Consider the following 12,999-nt stretch of genomic DNA (forward strand, 5'->3'; position numbering starts at 1 on the left):
GTGATTTTGATTGTCAATAACAATATTATAACTTTATGAGAATTAAAGTTTCTAAGTTTATTAAAAAAAAAATTGATAAATCTGAGCTTAAAGAGATCTTTAAAATATCAAATATAATTGAAGAATATCTTAACCAGAAAGAAGTAAACCAAAGAATTCAAAATTCAAATGTTAAAGGTACTGACAGCCAGGTTATTCAGAAAATAATAGAGGAAATAGCTATTCCTTTGGGTTTTAAAGATGAAAAACAAGGCTTATTCAAGAAGTATAAAGATTCAGGACTTAGACCAGATTTTTATAAGAAAATAGGAAAAAATGGGATTTTGATGGAAGTTGAAAGAGGTAAAACAACAACAAATAACATGGATTTACTTGATATTTACAAATGTCATATTTGTGAAGAAGCTAATCACCTATTTCTGTTTGTTCCAATTGAAGTCAGTCACACAAAAAACATATATAAAAGTGTTTGTAAAAAAGTTGAGAATTTTTTTTATGAGGAAAACTACCTTAATATTGATAGTGCAATAGTTTTTGGTTATTAATTTCAATGACTTACAATAATAAATTAAACTAAATGATTAGAAAATTAGAACACAATGATAAAGAAAATTGGGCTAAATTATACAATAGTTATGCTGATTTCTATAAAGTCCCAATGAATATAGGAATTTTAGATACTCTTTGGGCATGGATTCACGATGAAAGCCATGATGTTAATGGTCTTTGCTTTGAATTAGAGGGTAAAATCGTTGCTATTGCTCATTATAGAACAATGCCAAGACCAATTAAGGGCCAATATATTTGCTTTTTAGACGATTTGTTCGTAGAGCCAGAATTTAGAGGTCAAAAAATAGCTCAAAAACTCATAAGTCATTTAAAATCCTTATCTAAAGCCAATAATTGGAATGGAATTCGTTGGATCACCCACTCTTCCAATGAAAATGCAAAGAAACTATACGATAAAATAGCCAATAACACTGGATTTGAACTCTATGAACTTAAAGGGAACTAAGTTTCAGCTAAAAGTTTGGAATTACCTAAAGAAAATACCCAAGGGCAAAGTTAAGACCTACTTAGAAGTTGCTAAAGCCATTGGAAAACCCAAGGCATTCAGAGCTGTTGCTAATGCAGTGGGTAAAAACCCCTATCCACCTAAAATACCCTGTCATCGAGTAATCAGATCAGATGGAAGTCTCGGAGGATACTCTGGAAAAGGTGGAATTCAACAAAAACGACGTTTATTGAGATTTGAAAAGGTCTTCATAAAATAGTAGTTTTAACCACAAAAAACCTAAAAAACTCCTGGTATTAAACACTTTTTAGGTATTTAGCTATATTTTTGTCTAATTGCTGTAATGCATCCTTCAGTTGTACTGCAAATGGTCTTTTAGCTAAAATAGACTATCCTATGGACGTTTAAACAGTATATTCTCATACTGCATTGCTCTACTTATCAACAATAGCAACGATTATAGAAGGAGTAAAAAAAACCATTTTACTGTCTTTTTTAGCCCCCTATTCTACCCAATATATAATCTAATTTTCACTAAATTACCCCACTAATAGAAATAAGCATTTAATATCAATACTAAATCACCATTTTAGCCAGTTTAAAAACTATATTTAATTTACTAAAAATAAAAATTTCTCAATTCACACTTTTTCAACTATATAAAAAAGATCTATGCTTATTTTATTTTAGGCCTATTTTAGTTAACTATAATTTAACTATTTGTTAAGCATTATTATATTTTAACTATAATTTTATAAATTTATACTATTGTATTTAAATTAATAATTACAGTAGTTTAAAGTACTTTATTAATGTATAATATTAAGTATTAGTAAATAAGTGTTACCTAATTAATTGGATTTAATATAAGATTCTCTTTTAGATATGTAAATTCCACTCATAATAATAATAGATAAACCTAAGAATGTCCAATTATCAGGAAAGTCACTAAAAAAGTAATAACCAATAATGATATTAGTAATGATTTCAAAGTAGCTAAATGGAGCTAATTTAGAAGCATCAGCATATTTAAGGGATAATATAAGAAATAAGTGACCAACGCATGCAAATACACCTATAGAGGCCATCATAGACCATTGGGAGACGCTTGGATTAACCCAAACAAATGGCATTAAGCCAGAAACAGCAACCAATCCAACTAATCCAGTCAATAATAGGGTTAATAAAGGGTTATCTGAAGTGCTCAATTTACGTGTAATTATCAAATAGAAGCCATACATTACACCCGTTCCTAATGCAGCTAGACTAGCCAAGTTAATCTCTACAAATCCTGGCCTTATAACGACTAGAGAGCCAATAAACCCTATAATAACAGCAGTCCACCTCCTAATACCCACCTTCTCACCCAATAATATTGGAGAAAATGCAGTAACAATTAAGGGCGCCACAAAAGCGAGCGTTAAAGCTTTAGCTAAAGAGATAACAGATATTGCATAGAAGAAGCAAACATTTGCACAAAGCAGTATTAATCCTCTTATTATTTGTAATTTTGGCTTATCAGTCCAAACAAGTTGCTTATTATAAAAGAAGAACATTATTGGAAGTGTAAATGCGACTGTAAAAAAGTATCTTGCCCAAGTGATCTGTAAAACAGGCATATCGGCACTTAAATATTTAGCAAAACCATCCATGATTGGCAGCATTACCCAGGCTAAAAGGTTAAATATGATGGCTTTCATAAGCCAATTGATACAGTTTAATTAAAGTACTTTAAAGCAAAGAATACGACTACTGGAATAGTAGCAAATGACATAACTGTAGAAACAACGATGGTACTAGCAACGCTATCAACAATTTTTTTTGGCGAATAAATTGAAGCTACAAGATAATTTAAAACTGCACTAGGCATTGAACATTGAATTAATAAAACACCAGCTGCAAACCCTGATAAATCAAAATGTTTAATTATTAATAACGCAACAATGGGACCTAAGATAACTCTTCCAATTGATGATATCACAGCCTTTTTAAAAGAAAAAACTTTAAAACGAGTTAAGGCAATTCCTAAAGACATTAATATTAAAAAAATTGTAGCATACATTAATAGGAAAGTTGTGTTTTCTACAAAGACTGGAAGTTCTATTTTGAAATATAGAAAAATCACTGAAATTATAATTGCATAAAATGGTGGATTTTTAAGAATAACATTAATATTGAATTTTCTATCAGCAAGGAAAATCCCCAAGGTAAAGTGGCATAAAACTATTAAAGCTCCAATTGATGCTGCAACACCTAAACCTTCATTACCATAAGCAAATAAGCAAATAGGCATACCTATATTTCCAGTATTTGGCATTATGAATGGTGGAAGCTCACGGATGATGTCTTTTGTTTTTAAAAAAAATAAAAAAATTATTCCGATAAAAGTAAAAGCTACAATTGCTATTAAGAAGTACCAGGAATAATCTTTAAATATTTCAAAGGATATACCAGTTGAAGTTAGAGCATATATAATCATTGCTGGAGTTCCAATATTGGCAGCAAAATTAGTTATGAAAGTTGTATCAATTTTTGAATTATTTTTACCTAGATAATAACCAATACCAACAACAAAAAAGACAGGAAATATCACCTCAAAGAGTTTTAGATATATTTCCATTAATTATAAATTCTAATCAATGTAGGATATTTAAGAATAAGTTTGTCTTTTTTGAAAACAGAAAGACAATTTTTAGAATTAAGCTCATTAGTTTTATGGGTAATAATAACAATAGTGGCTTTATTATTTTTTTTATCAGGAGTTTGAATTAGTCTTTTTACTGAAATTTTATACTTAGCTAGTCTATTAGTAATTGTTGATAAAACACCAGGTTTATCTTTAACTTCAAATCTCAAATATAGAGAATTTGTATAATTATTTACATTATAACATTTAATTGATTTACGTTTGCTACCTGGAATACCAAAGGGTTTTTTAACATTCCCATTTAATATTGAAAGTAGATCGGATAATAATGATGATGAAGTTGGACCAGGACCAGCTCCCTCTCCCTGTAATATACTTTCACCAACAGGTTTTCCTTCAAGAATAACAGCATTCATAACTCCACCAACATTACCAATATACGAATTTTTACTTACTAAGCATGGGTGAACAGTTTCAAACAATTGATTATTAATAATTTCAGAAATACCCAATAATTTAATGCGTGAATTTAATTGATTAGCAATTTCTATATCTTTTAACTCAATCTTTTCAATACCTTCCATCAAACATTTGTGTTTTGAAATCTTAGTATTAAATGCAAGAGCAGACAAAATTCTTACTTTAGCAAAAGCATCAAAACCATTAAGATCTAATTTAGGATTACCCGGTTCAGCATACCCAAGTTTTTGTGCTTTTTTTAAAACATTTGAAAAACTATCTTTAGAATTTCTCATTTCTGAAAGAATATAGTTAGAAGTACCATTCAAAATTCCATAAACCTTAGAAATTTTGTTAGTTGCAAGACCCTCTTTAATGGTTCTTAATATTGGAATGCCACCTGCTACTGATGCTTCAAATTCTAAATTAACATTATTATCTTCTGCTAATTTTCCTAAATAATCGCCGTGTTTAGAGATGAGCGCTTTATTTGGAGTGATTACATGTATTTTATTTTTTAAGGCAGTTTCTACAACTTTTTTAGAAATCCCATCCGACATACCTATGGCTTCGAATAAAATATCTACTTTGGTTTTATTAAAAATTTCTAATGGGTTTTTAAAAAACATTTTCTTATTAACTTTAAATCTTCTCTTTTTAGAAATGCTTCTTGCTGAAACAGCTACTACATTAATCTTTTTACCCGTCTTAAGTTCAATATCTTTTTTTTTAGTGTTAAGTTCATTTAACAAATAGATGCCAACTTGTCCTAGACCAACTACAGCAATGTTAATTATATTTTTCATCTATTGGTTAATATCTGGATATTCTGCATTATTTGAATAATCTTTAAGAAAAAGGTTAAATTCATCAAATGTCATAGATTTATAATCACCGGTTTTCAATGATATCTTAGATAATTTTTTATCTTCAGCAGATTTTTTTATTGGATCTTCATTCCAATAAGCAGAGTCTTTGTTTAATGAGCACGAAGTTAAAAATACAATCAAATATAAAAATAAGTATTTCAAATTAATCCTTTTGTTTCATTAAAACCATATTTGATATTCATATTTTGTATTGCTTGACCTGCCCCACCTTTAATCAAATTATCAATAACAGATAAAATAATTACTCTATTTTTATACTTAGTTTTACAAATTACTATAGAGCAATTATTTGTGTTAATTACGTCATTTGTACTTAACAATGAATTTGTTTTTAAAATTTTAACGAATCTGTTTTTTGAATATTGGCTCTTTAAAGTGTTTTCTAAATTTTTAATACCTACACCTTTGTTAAGGTCTAGATAAATTGTGCTAAGTATCCCTCTAAACATTGGTGTTAAATGGGGTGTGAATGTAAAAGAAAATTTCTTTTTAGTGTAGTTTTCGATTTCTTGTTGAATTTCAGAGTTATGTCTATGGAAACCCACACCATAAGCGCTTAAGGATTCATAAAGATTTTTATCCTTATATTTTTTATGTACACCTCTCCCAGCACCAGAGTAACCAGATTTTGAGTCTATAATAATATTATCTGTTTTTATCAAATTTTTCTTAACTAAAGGAATAAGTGGTAAAAGTATTGATGTTGGGTAGCAACCTGGACATCCAATGATATTAAACTTCTTTAATTTATCACCATTGATTTCTGGTAATGAATAAATTGATTTTTTAATATTTTTAACAGATCTGTGTTTTTGTTTGTACCATTTTAGATATTCTGATGCTTTATTAAGTCTAAAATCTGCAGCTAAATCAATTAATATATTGTATTTTAATAAATCATTTGAAATATCTTGTGCTTCACCATTAGGTAGAGCTGTAAAAACAAGGTCTATGTTTTTTAAAAGTTCTTTATTGTATCTAATAATTTTAGGTAATTTTTTTGAACTTAATGATTTTTCATAACTAGAAATATTTTTTCCAACAGACGTATTACCACAAAGATATTTAATATTAACATTGCTGTGTTTAACTAATAATTTAATTAATTGAACACCAATATAACCTGTTGATCCAGCAACTAAAACATTAAGCTTAGGCATTTTTTTATTATAACAGTTTAGAGTTAAAAAAGAATTATCTTTTCGAGAATTGGAAGCTTCGTCTTGCTTTTCTACGACCAGGTTTTTTTCTTTCAACTGATCTAGAGTCTCTAGTATTAAGCTTTTCTGTCTTAAGTACTGCTCTATTCTCTGAATCAAATAAGATTAATGCTTTAGCAATACCATGAACCATTGCACCAGCTTGACCTGTGTGACCACCACCTGCTACGCTACATCTTACATCATAATCAGTTGCTTGGTTTATAATCTCAAATGGTCTTGTGATTTGCATTTTGTGACTTCCGCTAGTGAAATACTCATCCATAGTTCTGCCATTAACGTAAATTTTACCTGTACCTTTTTTCACCCAAATTTTTGCAATAGATTTTTTTCTTCTACCAGTTGCGTATTTACTATCTTTAAAATCTAATTTAATTTTAGGTTTTTTTGTAGATACTTTATTTGGTGTAGCTGCTGTTACCATATTAATTTCTTATTAAATTTTTACTGTTTAATTTACCTAGGTCTAAAAGTTTTGGGTTTTGTGCTGCATGAGGGTGTTCTTCACCAGCATAAATTTTTACTTTAGTTAACTGTTTTCTTCCTAGAACTCCCCCAGGTAACATTCTTTTAATAGCTAATTTTAATGTCTCACCAGGTTTATTTTTTTCTAATAACTTTTCAGGAGTAATTTCTTTAATTCCACCTGGGTGACCAGTATGTCTATAATATTTTTTATCTTTAAATTTTTTTCCTGTGAACTTTGCTTGTTCAACATTTTTAACAACAACAAAATCACCATCATCCATATGAGGTGTAAAAGTTGTTTTGTTTTTTCCTCTAACAATCAAAGCAATAATAGAAGCTAATCTGCCAACTACAGCATTTTTAGCGTCTATCTCAAACCAGTTACTGTTTAAATCACCACTTTTTAGAAATTTTGTCATAGTGCGAGGATTAATACTATTATTAGATATAATGTCAATTTTATATTTCTCTTGCAATATCTTGCTTAAATGATATTTTTATATAGCCGATTTGTTCCTATTGCAGGCTAGTTATTGCTAAAAAGGATTTTTTAACCACATTATCGGTAGGCGCATTTGAACTGTATTGTACGCCTTGCATAAAGCAAAAGTACTAAAAAAGGAGTATTAAGATGAGTACAAAAAGACAAAACCCTGAGACTATAGCTATACATGGTGGTGATTATAGAAGTGATCCAACAACCAAAGCAGTAGCAGTTCCAATTTATAGAACAACATCGTATCAATTTGATAGTACTGAACATGCTGCAAATTTGTTTGCTCTTAAGGAATTTGGAAATATTTATACAAGAATAATGAATCCAACAAATGATGCTCTTGAAAAAAGAGTTGCTTCATTAGAAGGAGGATTAGCCTGTTTAACAGTAGCATCTGGACAAACCGCATCAACTTTTGCAATTTTAAACGTTGCACAAGCCGGAGATAATATAGTCAGCTCTACGGATTTATATGGAGGTACTATTTCGTTATTCACGCATACATTAAGTAAACTTGGTATTGAAGTTAGATATGCAGACCCTTCTGACCCAAAAAACTTTGAAAAAGCTGTTGATGATAAAACTAGAGCTTTTTATGGTGAGACTTTACCAAATCCTTATTTGAGAGTTTTTCCAATTAAAGAAGTTTCTGATATTGGTAAAAAATACAATATACCATTAATAATGGACAACACAGCTGCTCCTGTAATTTGCAAACCTTTAGAACATGGTGCTGCTGTAGTAGTTTATTCACTAACAAAATATATAGGTGGTCACGGTACGGTTGTAGGTGGAGCTTTGGTTGATGGAGGTAATTTTGATTGGACAGCTGATCCCAAAAGGCAACCTTTATTTAACGAACCTGACGCAAGTTACGGTGGAGCTATATGGGGAAAAGTGGTTCCAGAATTAACTGGGGCTAATGTTTCTTTTGCAGTAAGAGCGCGGGTTACATTACTAAGAGATCTTGGTTCTGCCCTATCACCTGACAATGCATTTGGAATTATTCAAGGGCTCGAAACAGTTGCTCTCAGAATGAAACAACACTGCTCAAATGCATCAAAAGTTGTTGACTATTTAAAGAAAAATAAAGAAGTAACAAGAGTAATCTATCCAACAGAACATGAAGGTAAAATTGCTGATCGTGCTAAAAAATACCTTAATGAAGGAAATGGTGGTTTAGTTGGTATCGAGCTCAAAGGTGGTATTGAAGCAGGTAAGAGATTTATCGAGTCTTTAAAAATGTTTTATCATGTTGCAAATATTGGGGATGCAAGAAGTTTAGCAATTCATCCTGCAACAACAACTCATAGTCAGTTAACAGAAAAAGAATTGTTAGCCTCAGGTGTAACTCCTGGATACGTAAGATTATGTATTGGTATTGAGCATATAGATGACATTATTGAGGATTTAGACCAAGCTTTAAATAAATCTTCTAAAGGGAATTTGAAAGCAGTTAGTTAGAGTTTTTATATAATATCAAAAAATAAGAACTCAAAACTAATATTGAACCTAGCTGGTGTAGTGAAGCATATGTAATCTCTACACCAGAAATCAAAGTTATAATTCCTAAAAAAATTTGAAACAAGATAGCAACATCAAAAAATAATACATATTTAAAATCATATTGTTTTTTAAAATAGATAAAATTTAAAATGATTATAAAAAAAAGAAGCAAATATGCAGTTGATCTATGCAAAAATTGAATAATTGATGGGTTGTTAAATAATTGAGTAGTAATTAAATCACCATAACTAACATCATTTGGAAAAAAACTACCATTCATATCAGGCCATGAATTATAGATGAGACCACCATCTAAACCTGATAAGAAAGCACCCAATACAATCTGCAAAACTATCAATTTAAGTATGAATAATAAAAATAAATTTGGAATTTTATTTTCAAATTTTTTAATTTTATGAATATCTAAAATATACCAAAAAATTAAACATAAAATAAATAAAGCCAAAGATAAATGAATGCTAAGTCTAAAGTGACTAACGTCATTATTTTCAATTAATCCACTAGATACCATATACCAACCGATGAACCCCTGAAGACACACAAGGAAAAAAATCCAATAATATTTATTAGAATAATGCAGAGTTTTTTTAAAATAGAGAGTAAAGAAAAGCAAAGGCACTAAAGTAAACAAACCTACAAATCTTGCTAACAATCTATGAGCATACTCCCAATAAAAAATCACTTTAAATTCATCTAAGGACATGCCGTAGTTAATATTTTTATATTCAGGAATTTTTTTGTATTCTGTGAAATAAAAATTCCACTCATTAATATTCATAGGTGGGAGTATTCCAGTAAAAAGCTCCCAAGCTGTGATTGATAAACCAGAGTCTGTTAGTCTAGTAAGACCACCGACAGCTACCATAAGAACAATTAATGAAAATAAAGTTATTAACCACAATTTTAAATATTTTATATAGTTGTCGCTATTTACAAACATAAATTATACTTATAATAATTATCTTAATAACCAATTGAATAAATGTCGCCTACAAATAAAAAAAAACTAAATCAGATTAGAATTAAGCTTGATAAACTTGATAATGATTTACTTAAATTAATCAAAAAAAGATCTTCATTAGTCAATGAAGTGCTAAAAGTAAAAATCCATAAAAAAGAAATAATTGATCAAAAAAGGATCAATTTTATACTTAAAAAAATTAAAAAAAAATCAATACAAACTAATATTGACCCAAAAATCACTAATAGAATTTGGAAAAATATGATTTGGTCTTTTATTGATTACGAAAAAAGAAATTTTAGAAAAAAATAGTACTATTTACTGTGTGGAGGTAATTTTTTTTCCACAAACATTTCATGTTTTCTTGTAGAAGGGTTATATTTCTTTGCAGACAATTTAACTTTAGCTTTTTCACCACCCGCAGGTTTTTTAACATAATAAAAAAAAGGACTATCAGGTTTAGCCTCTGGTACTAATCTAACTTTAACGTGCGTTTTTTTTGCCATTTTATTTTAAACTTTTTATTTTTTTTATTAAATCAGAAATCTTCTTAAGTTTATTTTTTAAATTATAATCAGCATTTATAGAATTATTTGGTAATTCGTCAAGTTTTAATGATTTATCAGAATTAAGAACTTTTTTAACACCAATAATTGTCATTCCTTGATCTTTGAGTAGATATTTAACTTTTTTTAAAACCTCAATAGTATCATTATTATAATATCTTCTATTACCATTTAAAATTTTTGGCTTAATTTGCTTAAATTCCTTCTCCCAAAATCGAATAGTATGAGTATTCAAGGTTCCTTTTTTTTTGTTTACAAGACCAAGAATTTTAGCAACCTCACCTATTGACTTATAAGCATCACTATTTTTATGAATCATTCTTAGAATTTACCAAATCTTTAAATTCCTTAGAAGCTTTAAATAAAACAACATCTCTATTAGATATAGTTGTTTGTTCTTTTGTTTTGGGATTTCGTCCAATTCTACTTTTTTTTGCTCTTATAGAAAAAGTACCAAATTTAGAGAGCTTTAATTTTTTTTCTATTTTTAAATTGTCTACTATTGTAATTAGAAAATCGTCAATTAAATTTTCAGATATATTTTTTGAAAAACCAATTTGCATATAAATTGAATTTATAAGATCTTTTTTTGTTAAGTTAGTTCTTTTCATTAACTTATGTTGTTTCTTATCTTTTCTATTAAATTTCCAGTGACAATTCTAGTACAAACACTTAATGAGTTTGAAAAACCTATATAATCTGTTCCACCATGGCTTTTAATAACAGGAGAATCTAAACCTATGAAAATTGCACCATTATAAAGTCTTGGATCTAATCTTTCTTTAAATTTTTTTAAATTTGAAATATTTAGTAAAGATGAAATTTTACCAATAATATTACCTGTCATGGCTTTCTTTAATTCACTGGTAATAAAATTTGCAGTACCTTCGGCTGTCTTCAAAGCAATATTCCCAGTAAATCCATCTGCAACGATAACATTTACATCGCCATTCATTAACTGATTACCTTCTATATAACCCATAAACTCAAAGTCAGTGTTATTTCTTTGATTTAATTGTTGGTAAGTTTCTTTGATGGTCTCATTACCTTTAATTTCTTCAGACCCTATATTTAATAAAGCAACTTTAGCGGTATCATCAGGATATAACGATTTAAATAACGAAGATCCCATTATAGAAAAATCAATTAAATTTTTTGGACTACATTCGATATTAGCTCCTAAATCTAACACTACACTCATATTCTTTTTATTTGGCCATAAAGCAGAAAGAGCTGGTTTATCAATGTTTTCAATCATCTTTAGATTAAGTTTTGAAATAACAAGTAATGCTCCAGTGTTACCGGCAGAAATAACTATGTCAGATTTTTTTTCTTTAACACTTTGTATGGCTAACCACATACTAGTATTTTTTCCTCTTTTAGCTCCCTCTAAAGGACTATCAGTTCCTTTAACCAGATCTTTAGTATGAATTATTTCAAAAGAAGATGTGGGTAATTGATTGATATAGTTTTGGATTTTTTCCTTATCACCAAAAATTTGATAAAAAGTATTAGCGTTACTTTTATAATGATGATTAATTCCATCAATAACTTTTTTTGGAGAATTATCTCCACCCATTGCATCAACTGCAATTTTTATTATTTTGCTCATTTAATTTTGGACTTTTATTCCTTAGGATCTAAAACTTGTCTACCTCTATATATGCCTGTTTTTAGATCTAAGTGATGAGGTAATCTGTATTCTCCAGATTTCTTATCCTCAACAATATTGGTAGATTTGAACTTCATATTCTGAGCTCTTCTCATTCCAGTTCTTGACGGTGATTGTTTTCGTTTAGGTACAGCCATAATAAAATTAGTGCTTAACTACACCTTTTATATAAGAATTTAAAGTATTATTTTTTAAATTTAACCTATAATTTTCAAAATAATTAACCAAATACTCAATATTAGATGAATTATCTAAAAAATTTACCAAAATAGAGTTTCTAGATTCTATATCTAATTCATCCCAACTGTGAATTTTGTCGATCATTCCATAGAATAAGTTTAGGTAATCTTTCATTTTTTTATTAATTGATTGATCACCATAACCAATTTCCCTGATGCTTAATTCAACTTGTCTGAAGGTAAAATCATAAATCTCTTGTAGTATTTTTTTATCATTATTTTCCTTATAAACTTTCAAAAAGAAAGCAAAATGAAGTAAAAAGAATATTAATCTATCAGAAAAAGTGTCTTGGTTTTTAAAATCTTTATACAAATCTTTATTTCTAGTTAATTGAACTAAATTGTTGTAAATATTTATATAGTTTTTATCCATGAGAAAATTATTTGTATTTATTATAATATCATTATTTATTTCAGCTTGTACTTTAAAAAAAGTTGAAAAACACCACGGTGTTCATTTTTTAAATAAAAAACAAGAAAAACTTACTGTTAATCAGTCAAATAAAAACGATATTTTAAGATTATTAGGTTCACCATCAACTAAAAGTACTTTTGACAATGATTTATGGATTTATATTGAAAGAAAAACAGATAATTCATCTCTTACAAAATTTGGCAGTGAAAGAATTATTGTAAACAATGTTCTATTATTAGAAATCAACAGTATGGGTCTTCTAGAAACGAAAGAGTTTCTAGATCTCACTAATATGCAAGAATTGAAATTTGCAGAACAAACCACTGAAAATCAATACAAGAAAAACACATTTGTATACGACTTTCTATCCAGTATGAGACAGAAAATTAACGACCCCTTAGGTAAAAGAAAAAGAAATTAATCT

The 12,999-nt window shown here is 28.6% G+C and carries 20 protein-coding genes and 1 riboswitch; of the genes, 6 read left to right on the plus strand and 14 right to left on the minus strand.

The genetic code is table 11. The features are described 5' to 3' along the window. Positions 1-35 precede the first annotated feature (35 nt). The 3 genes from AC5SL0_RS03135 to AC5SL0_RS03145 are packed head-to-tail and all read left to right on the plus strand — an operon-like array spanning position 36 to position 1,274. Entirely contained in the window at positions 36-545 is a 510-nt protein-coding gene (locus AC5SL0_RS03135) for a hypothetical protein (protein WP_494618707.1), read from the plus strand. Between the two features lie 32 nt (positions 546-577). Further along, positions 578-1,015, plus strand: coding sequence for a GNAT family N-acetyltransferase (locus tag AC5SL0_RS03140; protein WP_494618709.1), 438 nt, complete (start codon positions 578-580; stop codon positions 1,013-1,015). After that, positions 996-1,274 (plus strand): methylated-DNA--[protein]-cysteine S-methyltransferase, encoded by a 279-nt coding sequence (locus AC5SL0_RS03145; RefSeq protein ID WP_196228218.1) that lies wholly within the window; start codon positions 996-998, stop codon positions 1,272-1,274. The genes AC5SL0_RS03140 and AC5SL0_RS03145 overlap by 20 nt, the downstream gene beginning before the upstream one ends. A gap of 592 nt (positions 1,275-1,866) precedes the next feature. Here the strand turns inward: AC5SL0_RS03145 and AC5SL0_RS03150 are convergent. Genes AC5SL0_RS03150 through rplM form a run of 7 tightly spaced genes read right to left on the minus strand, consistent with a single transcriptional unit; the run spans position 1,867 to position 7,118 of the window. Then, positions 1,867-2,715: a DMT family transporter gene (locus tag AC5SL0_RS03150; protein WP_027306969.1), complete on the minus strand. Its 849-nt coding sequence runs from the start codon at positions 2,713-2,715 to the stop codon at positions 1,867-1,869. A gap of 17 nt (positions 2,716-2,732) precedes the next feature. Beyond that, positions 2,733-3,635: an AEC family transporter gene (locus tag AC5SL0_RS03155; protein WP_494618711.1), complete on the minus strand. Its 903-nt coding sequence runs from the start codon at positions 3,633-3,635 to the stop codon at positions 2,733-2,735. Next, positions 3,635-4,927 carry a homoserine dehydrogenase gene (locus AC5SL0_RS03160; RefSeq protein ID WP_027306971.1) on the minus strand — a complete coding sequence of 431 codons (1,293 nt, stop codon included), beginning with the start codon at positions 4,925-4,927 and terminating at the stop codon, positions 3,635-3,637. Before AC5SL0_RS03160 ends, AC5SL0_RS03155 begins: the two co-directional genes overlap by 1 nt. Beyond that, the gene (locus AC5SL0_RS03165; protein ID WP_494618712.1) at positions 4,928-5,152 is read right to left on the minus strand and encodes a hypothetical protein; all 225 of its coding nucleotides are present in this window, start codon (positions 5,150-5,152) and stop codon (positions 4,928-4,930) included. It lies immediately after the preceding gene. After that, complete coding sequence (gene argC, locus AC5SL0_RS03170) at positions 5,149-6,171, minus strand: N-acetyl-gamma-glutamyl-phosphate reductase (RefSeq protein ID WP_494618713.1); 1,023 nt, start codon at positions 6,169-6,171, stop codon at positions 5,149-5,151. The genes AC5SL0_RS03165 and argC overlap by 4 nt, the downstream gene beginning before the upstream one ends. Before the next feature lie 34 nt (positions 6,172-6,205). Further along, positions 6,206-6,655, minus strand: a complete 450-nt coding sequence (gene rpsI / locus AC5SL0_RS03175; protein WP_027306974.1) for a 30S ribosomal protein S9 — start codon at positions 6,653-6,655, stop codon at positions 6,206-6,208. Between the two features lies 1 nt (position 6,656). Further along, on the minus strand, positions 6,657-7,118 hold the full coding sequence (rplM, locus tag AC5SL0_RS03180) for a 50S ribosomal protein L13 (RefSeq protein ID WP_027306975.1): 462 nt from the start codon (positions 7,116-7,118) through the stop codon (positions 6,657-6,659). Between the two features lie 139 nt (positions 7,119-7,257). Then, positions 7,258-7,326: riboswitch (SAM riboswitch) on the plus strand. A 4-nt stretch (positions 7,327-7,330) separates the two neighbouring features. Between rplM and AC5SL0_RS03185 the strand changes: the two genes are divergently transcribed. Beyond that, complete coding sequence (locus tag AC5SL0_RS03185; RefSeq protein WP_006996895.1) at positions 7,331-8,659, plus strand: O-acetylhomoserine aminocarboxypropyltransferase/cysteine synthase family protein; 1,329 nt, start codon at positions 7,331-7,333, stop codon at positions 8,657-8,659. Here the strand turns inward: AC5SL0_RS03185 and AC5SL0_RS03190 are convergent. Then, positions 8,652-9,662 (minus strand): COX15/CtaA family protein, encoded by a 1,011-nt coding sequence (locus tag AC5SL0_RS03190; protein WP_011282124.1) that lies wholly within the window; start codon positions 9,660-9,662, stop codon positions 8,652-8,654. The two genes, AC5SL0_RS03185 and AC5SL0_RS03190, sit on opposite strands and share 8 nt — an antisense overlap. Before the next feature lie 42 nt (positions 9,663-9,704). Between AC5SL0_RS03190 and AC5SL0_RS03195 the strand changes: the two genes are divergently transcribed. Next, a complete protein-coding gene (locus AC5SL0_RS03195) occupies positions 9,705-9,995 on the plus strand; it encodes a chorismate mutase (protein ID WP_006996893.1) in 291 nt (96 codons plus the stop codon). Positions 9,996-9,997: 2 nt separating this feature from the next. Here AC5SL0_RS03195 and AC5SL0_RS03200 read toward each other — a convergent pair whose 3' ends face one another. The 6 genes from AC5SL0_RS03200 to AC5SL0_RS03225 are packed head-to-tail and all read right to left on the minus strand — an operon-like array spanning position 9,998 to position 12,533. Continuing rightward, positions 9,998-10,189, minus strand: a complete 192-nt coding sequence (locus AC5SL0_RS03200; RefSeq protein WP_006996892.1) for a 50S ribosomal protein L33 — start codon at positions 10,187-10,189, stop codon at positions 9,998-10,000. 1 nt (position 10,190) lies between these two features. Continuing rightward, positions 10,191-10,568 (minus strand): MerR family transcriptional regulator, encoded by a 378-nt coding sequence (locus tag AC5SL0_RS03205; protein WP_271563510.1) that lies wholly within the window; start codon positions 10,566-10,568, stop codon positions 10,191-10,193. Beyond that, entirely contained in the window at positions 10,558-10,860 is a 303-nt protein-coding gene (locus AC5SL0_RS03210) for an HU family DNA-binding protein (RefSeq protein WP_018414148.1), read from the minus strand. The genes AC5SL0_RS03205 and AC5SL0_RS03210 overlap by 11 nt, the downstream gene beginning before the upstream one ends. Further along, a complete protein-coding gene (gene plsX, locus AC5SL0_RS03215; protein WP_494618715.1) occupies positions 10,860-11,861 on the minus strand; it encodes a phosphate acyltransferase PlsX in 1,002 nt (333 codons plus the stop codon). The genes AC5SL0_RS03210 and plsX overlap by 1 nt, the downstream gene beginning before the upstream one ends. Before the next feature lie 14 nt (positions 11,862-11,875). Next, on the minus strand, positions 11,876-12,058 hold the full coding sequence (gene rpmF / locus AC5SL0_RS03220; RefSeq protein ID WP_494618716.1) for a 50S ribosomal protein L32: 183 nt from the start codon (positions 12,056-12,058) through the stop codon (positions 11,876-11,878). Between the two features lie 7 nt (positions 12,059-12,065). After that, positions 12,066-12,533: a ubiquinol-cytochrome C chaperone family protein gene (locus AC5SL0_RS03225; protein WP_006996887.1), complete on the minus strand. Its 468-nt coding sequence runs from the start codon at positions 12,531-12,533 to the stop codon at positions 12,066-12,068. Here AC5SL0_RS03225 and bamE point away from each other — a divergent pair. Next, on the plus strand, positions 12,532-12,996 hold the full coding sequence (bamE, locus tag AC5SL0_RS03230) for an outer membrane protein assembly factor BamE domain-containing protein (protein WP_494617627.1): 465 nt from the start codon (positions 12,532-12,534) through the stop codon (positions 12,994-12,996). The genes AC5SL0_RS03225 and bamE overlap by 2 nt on opposite strands. Positions 12,997-12,999: the final 3 nt, after the last annotated feature.

The sequence above is a fragment of the Candidatus Pelagibacter sp. PS_16 genome (assembly GCF_059417965.1).

Coding starts and splice junctions, on each gene's coding strand:
- AC5SL0_RS03135 (WP_494618707.1), top strand. CDS start 36: ATGAGAATTAAAGTTTCTAAGTTTATTAAAAAAAAAATTGATAAATCT.
- AC5SL0_RS03140 (WP_494618709.1), top strand. CDS start 578: ATGATTAGAAAATTAGAACACAATGATAAAGAAAATTGGGCTAAATTA.
- AC5SL0_RS03145 (WP_196228218.1), top strand. CDS start 996: ATGAACTTAAAGGGAACTAAGTTTCAGCTAAAAGTTTGGAATTACCTA.
- AC5SL0_RS03150 (WP_027306969.1), bottom strand. CDS start 2,715: ATGAAAGCCATCATATTTAACCTTTTAGCCTGGGTAATGCTGCCAATC.
- AC5SL0_RS03155 (WP_494618711.1), bottom strand. CDS start 3,635: ATGGAAATATATCTAAAACTCTTTGAGGTGATATTTCCTGTCTTTTTT.
- AC5SL0_RS03160 (WP_027306971.1), bottom strand. CDS start 4,927: ATGAAAAATATAATTAACATTGCTGTAGTTGGTCTAGGACAAGTTGGC.
- argC (WP_494618713.1), bottom strand. CDS start 6,171: ATGCCTAAGCTTAATGTTTTAGTTGCTGGATCAACAGGTTATATTGGT.
- rpsI (WP_027306974.1), bottom strand. CDS start 6,655: ATGGTAACAGCAGCTACACCAAATAAAGTATCTACAAAAAAACCTAAA.
- rplM (WP_027306975.1), bottom strand. CDS start 7,118: ATGACAAAATTTCTAAAAAGTGGTGATTTAAACAGTAACTGGTTTGAG.
- AC5SL0_RS03185 (WP_006996895.1), top strand. CDS start 7,331: ATGAGTACAAAAAGACAAAACCCTGAGACTATAGCTATACATGGTGGT.
- AC5SL0_RS03190 (WP_011282124.1), bottom strand. CDS start 9,662: ATGTTTGTAAATAGCGACAACTATATAAAATATTTAAAATTGTGGTTA.
- AC5SL0_RS03195 (WP_006996893.1), top strand. CDS start 9,705: ATGTCGCCTACAAATAAAAAAAAACTAAATCAGATTAGAATTAAGCTT.
- AC5SL0_RS03200 (WP_006996892.1), bottom strand. CDS start 10,189: ATGGCAAAAAAAACGCACGTTAAAGTTAGATTAGTACCAGAGGCTAAA.
- AC5SL0_RS03205 (WP_271563510.1), bottom strand. CDS start 10,568: ATGATTCATAAAAATAGTGATGCTTATAAGTCAATAGGTGAGGTTGCT.
- AC5SL0_RS03210 (WP_018414148.1), bottom strand. CDS start 10,860: ATGAAAAGAACTAACTTAACAAAAAAAGATCTTATAAATTCAATTTAT.
- plsX (WP_494618715.1), bottom strand. CDS start 11,861: ATGAGCAAAATAATAAAAATTGCAGTTGATGCAATGGGTGGAGATAAT.
- rpmF (WP_494618716.1), bottom strand. CDS start 12,058: ATGGCTGTACCTAAACGAAAACAATCACCGTCAAGAACTGGAATGAGA.
- bamE (WP_494617627.1), top strand. CDS start 12,532: ATGAGAAAATTATTTGTATTTATTATAATATCATTATTTATTTCAGCT.
- AC5SL0_RS03225 (WP_006996887.1), bottom strand. CDS start 12,533: ATGGATAAAAACTATATAAATATTTACAACAATTTAGTTCAATTAACT.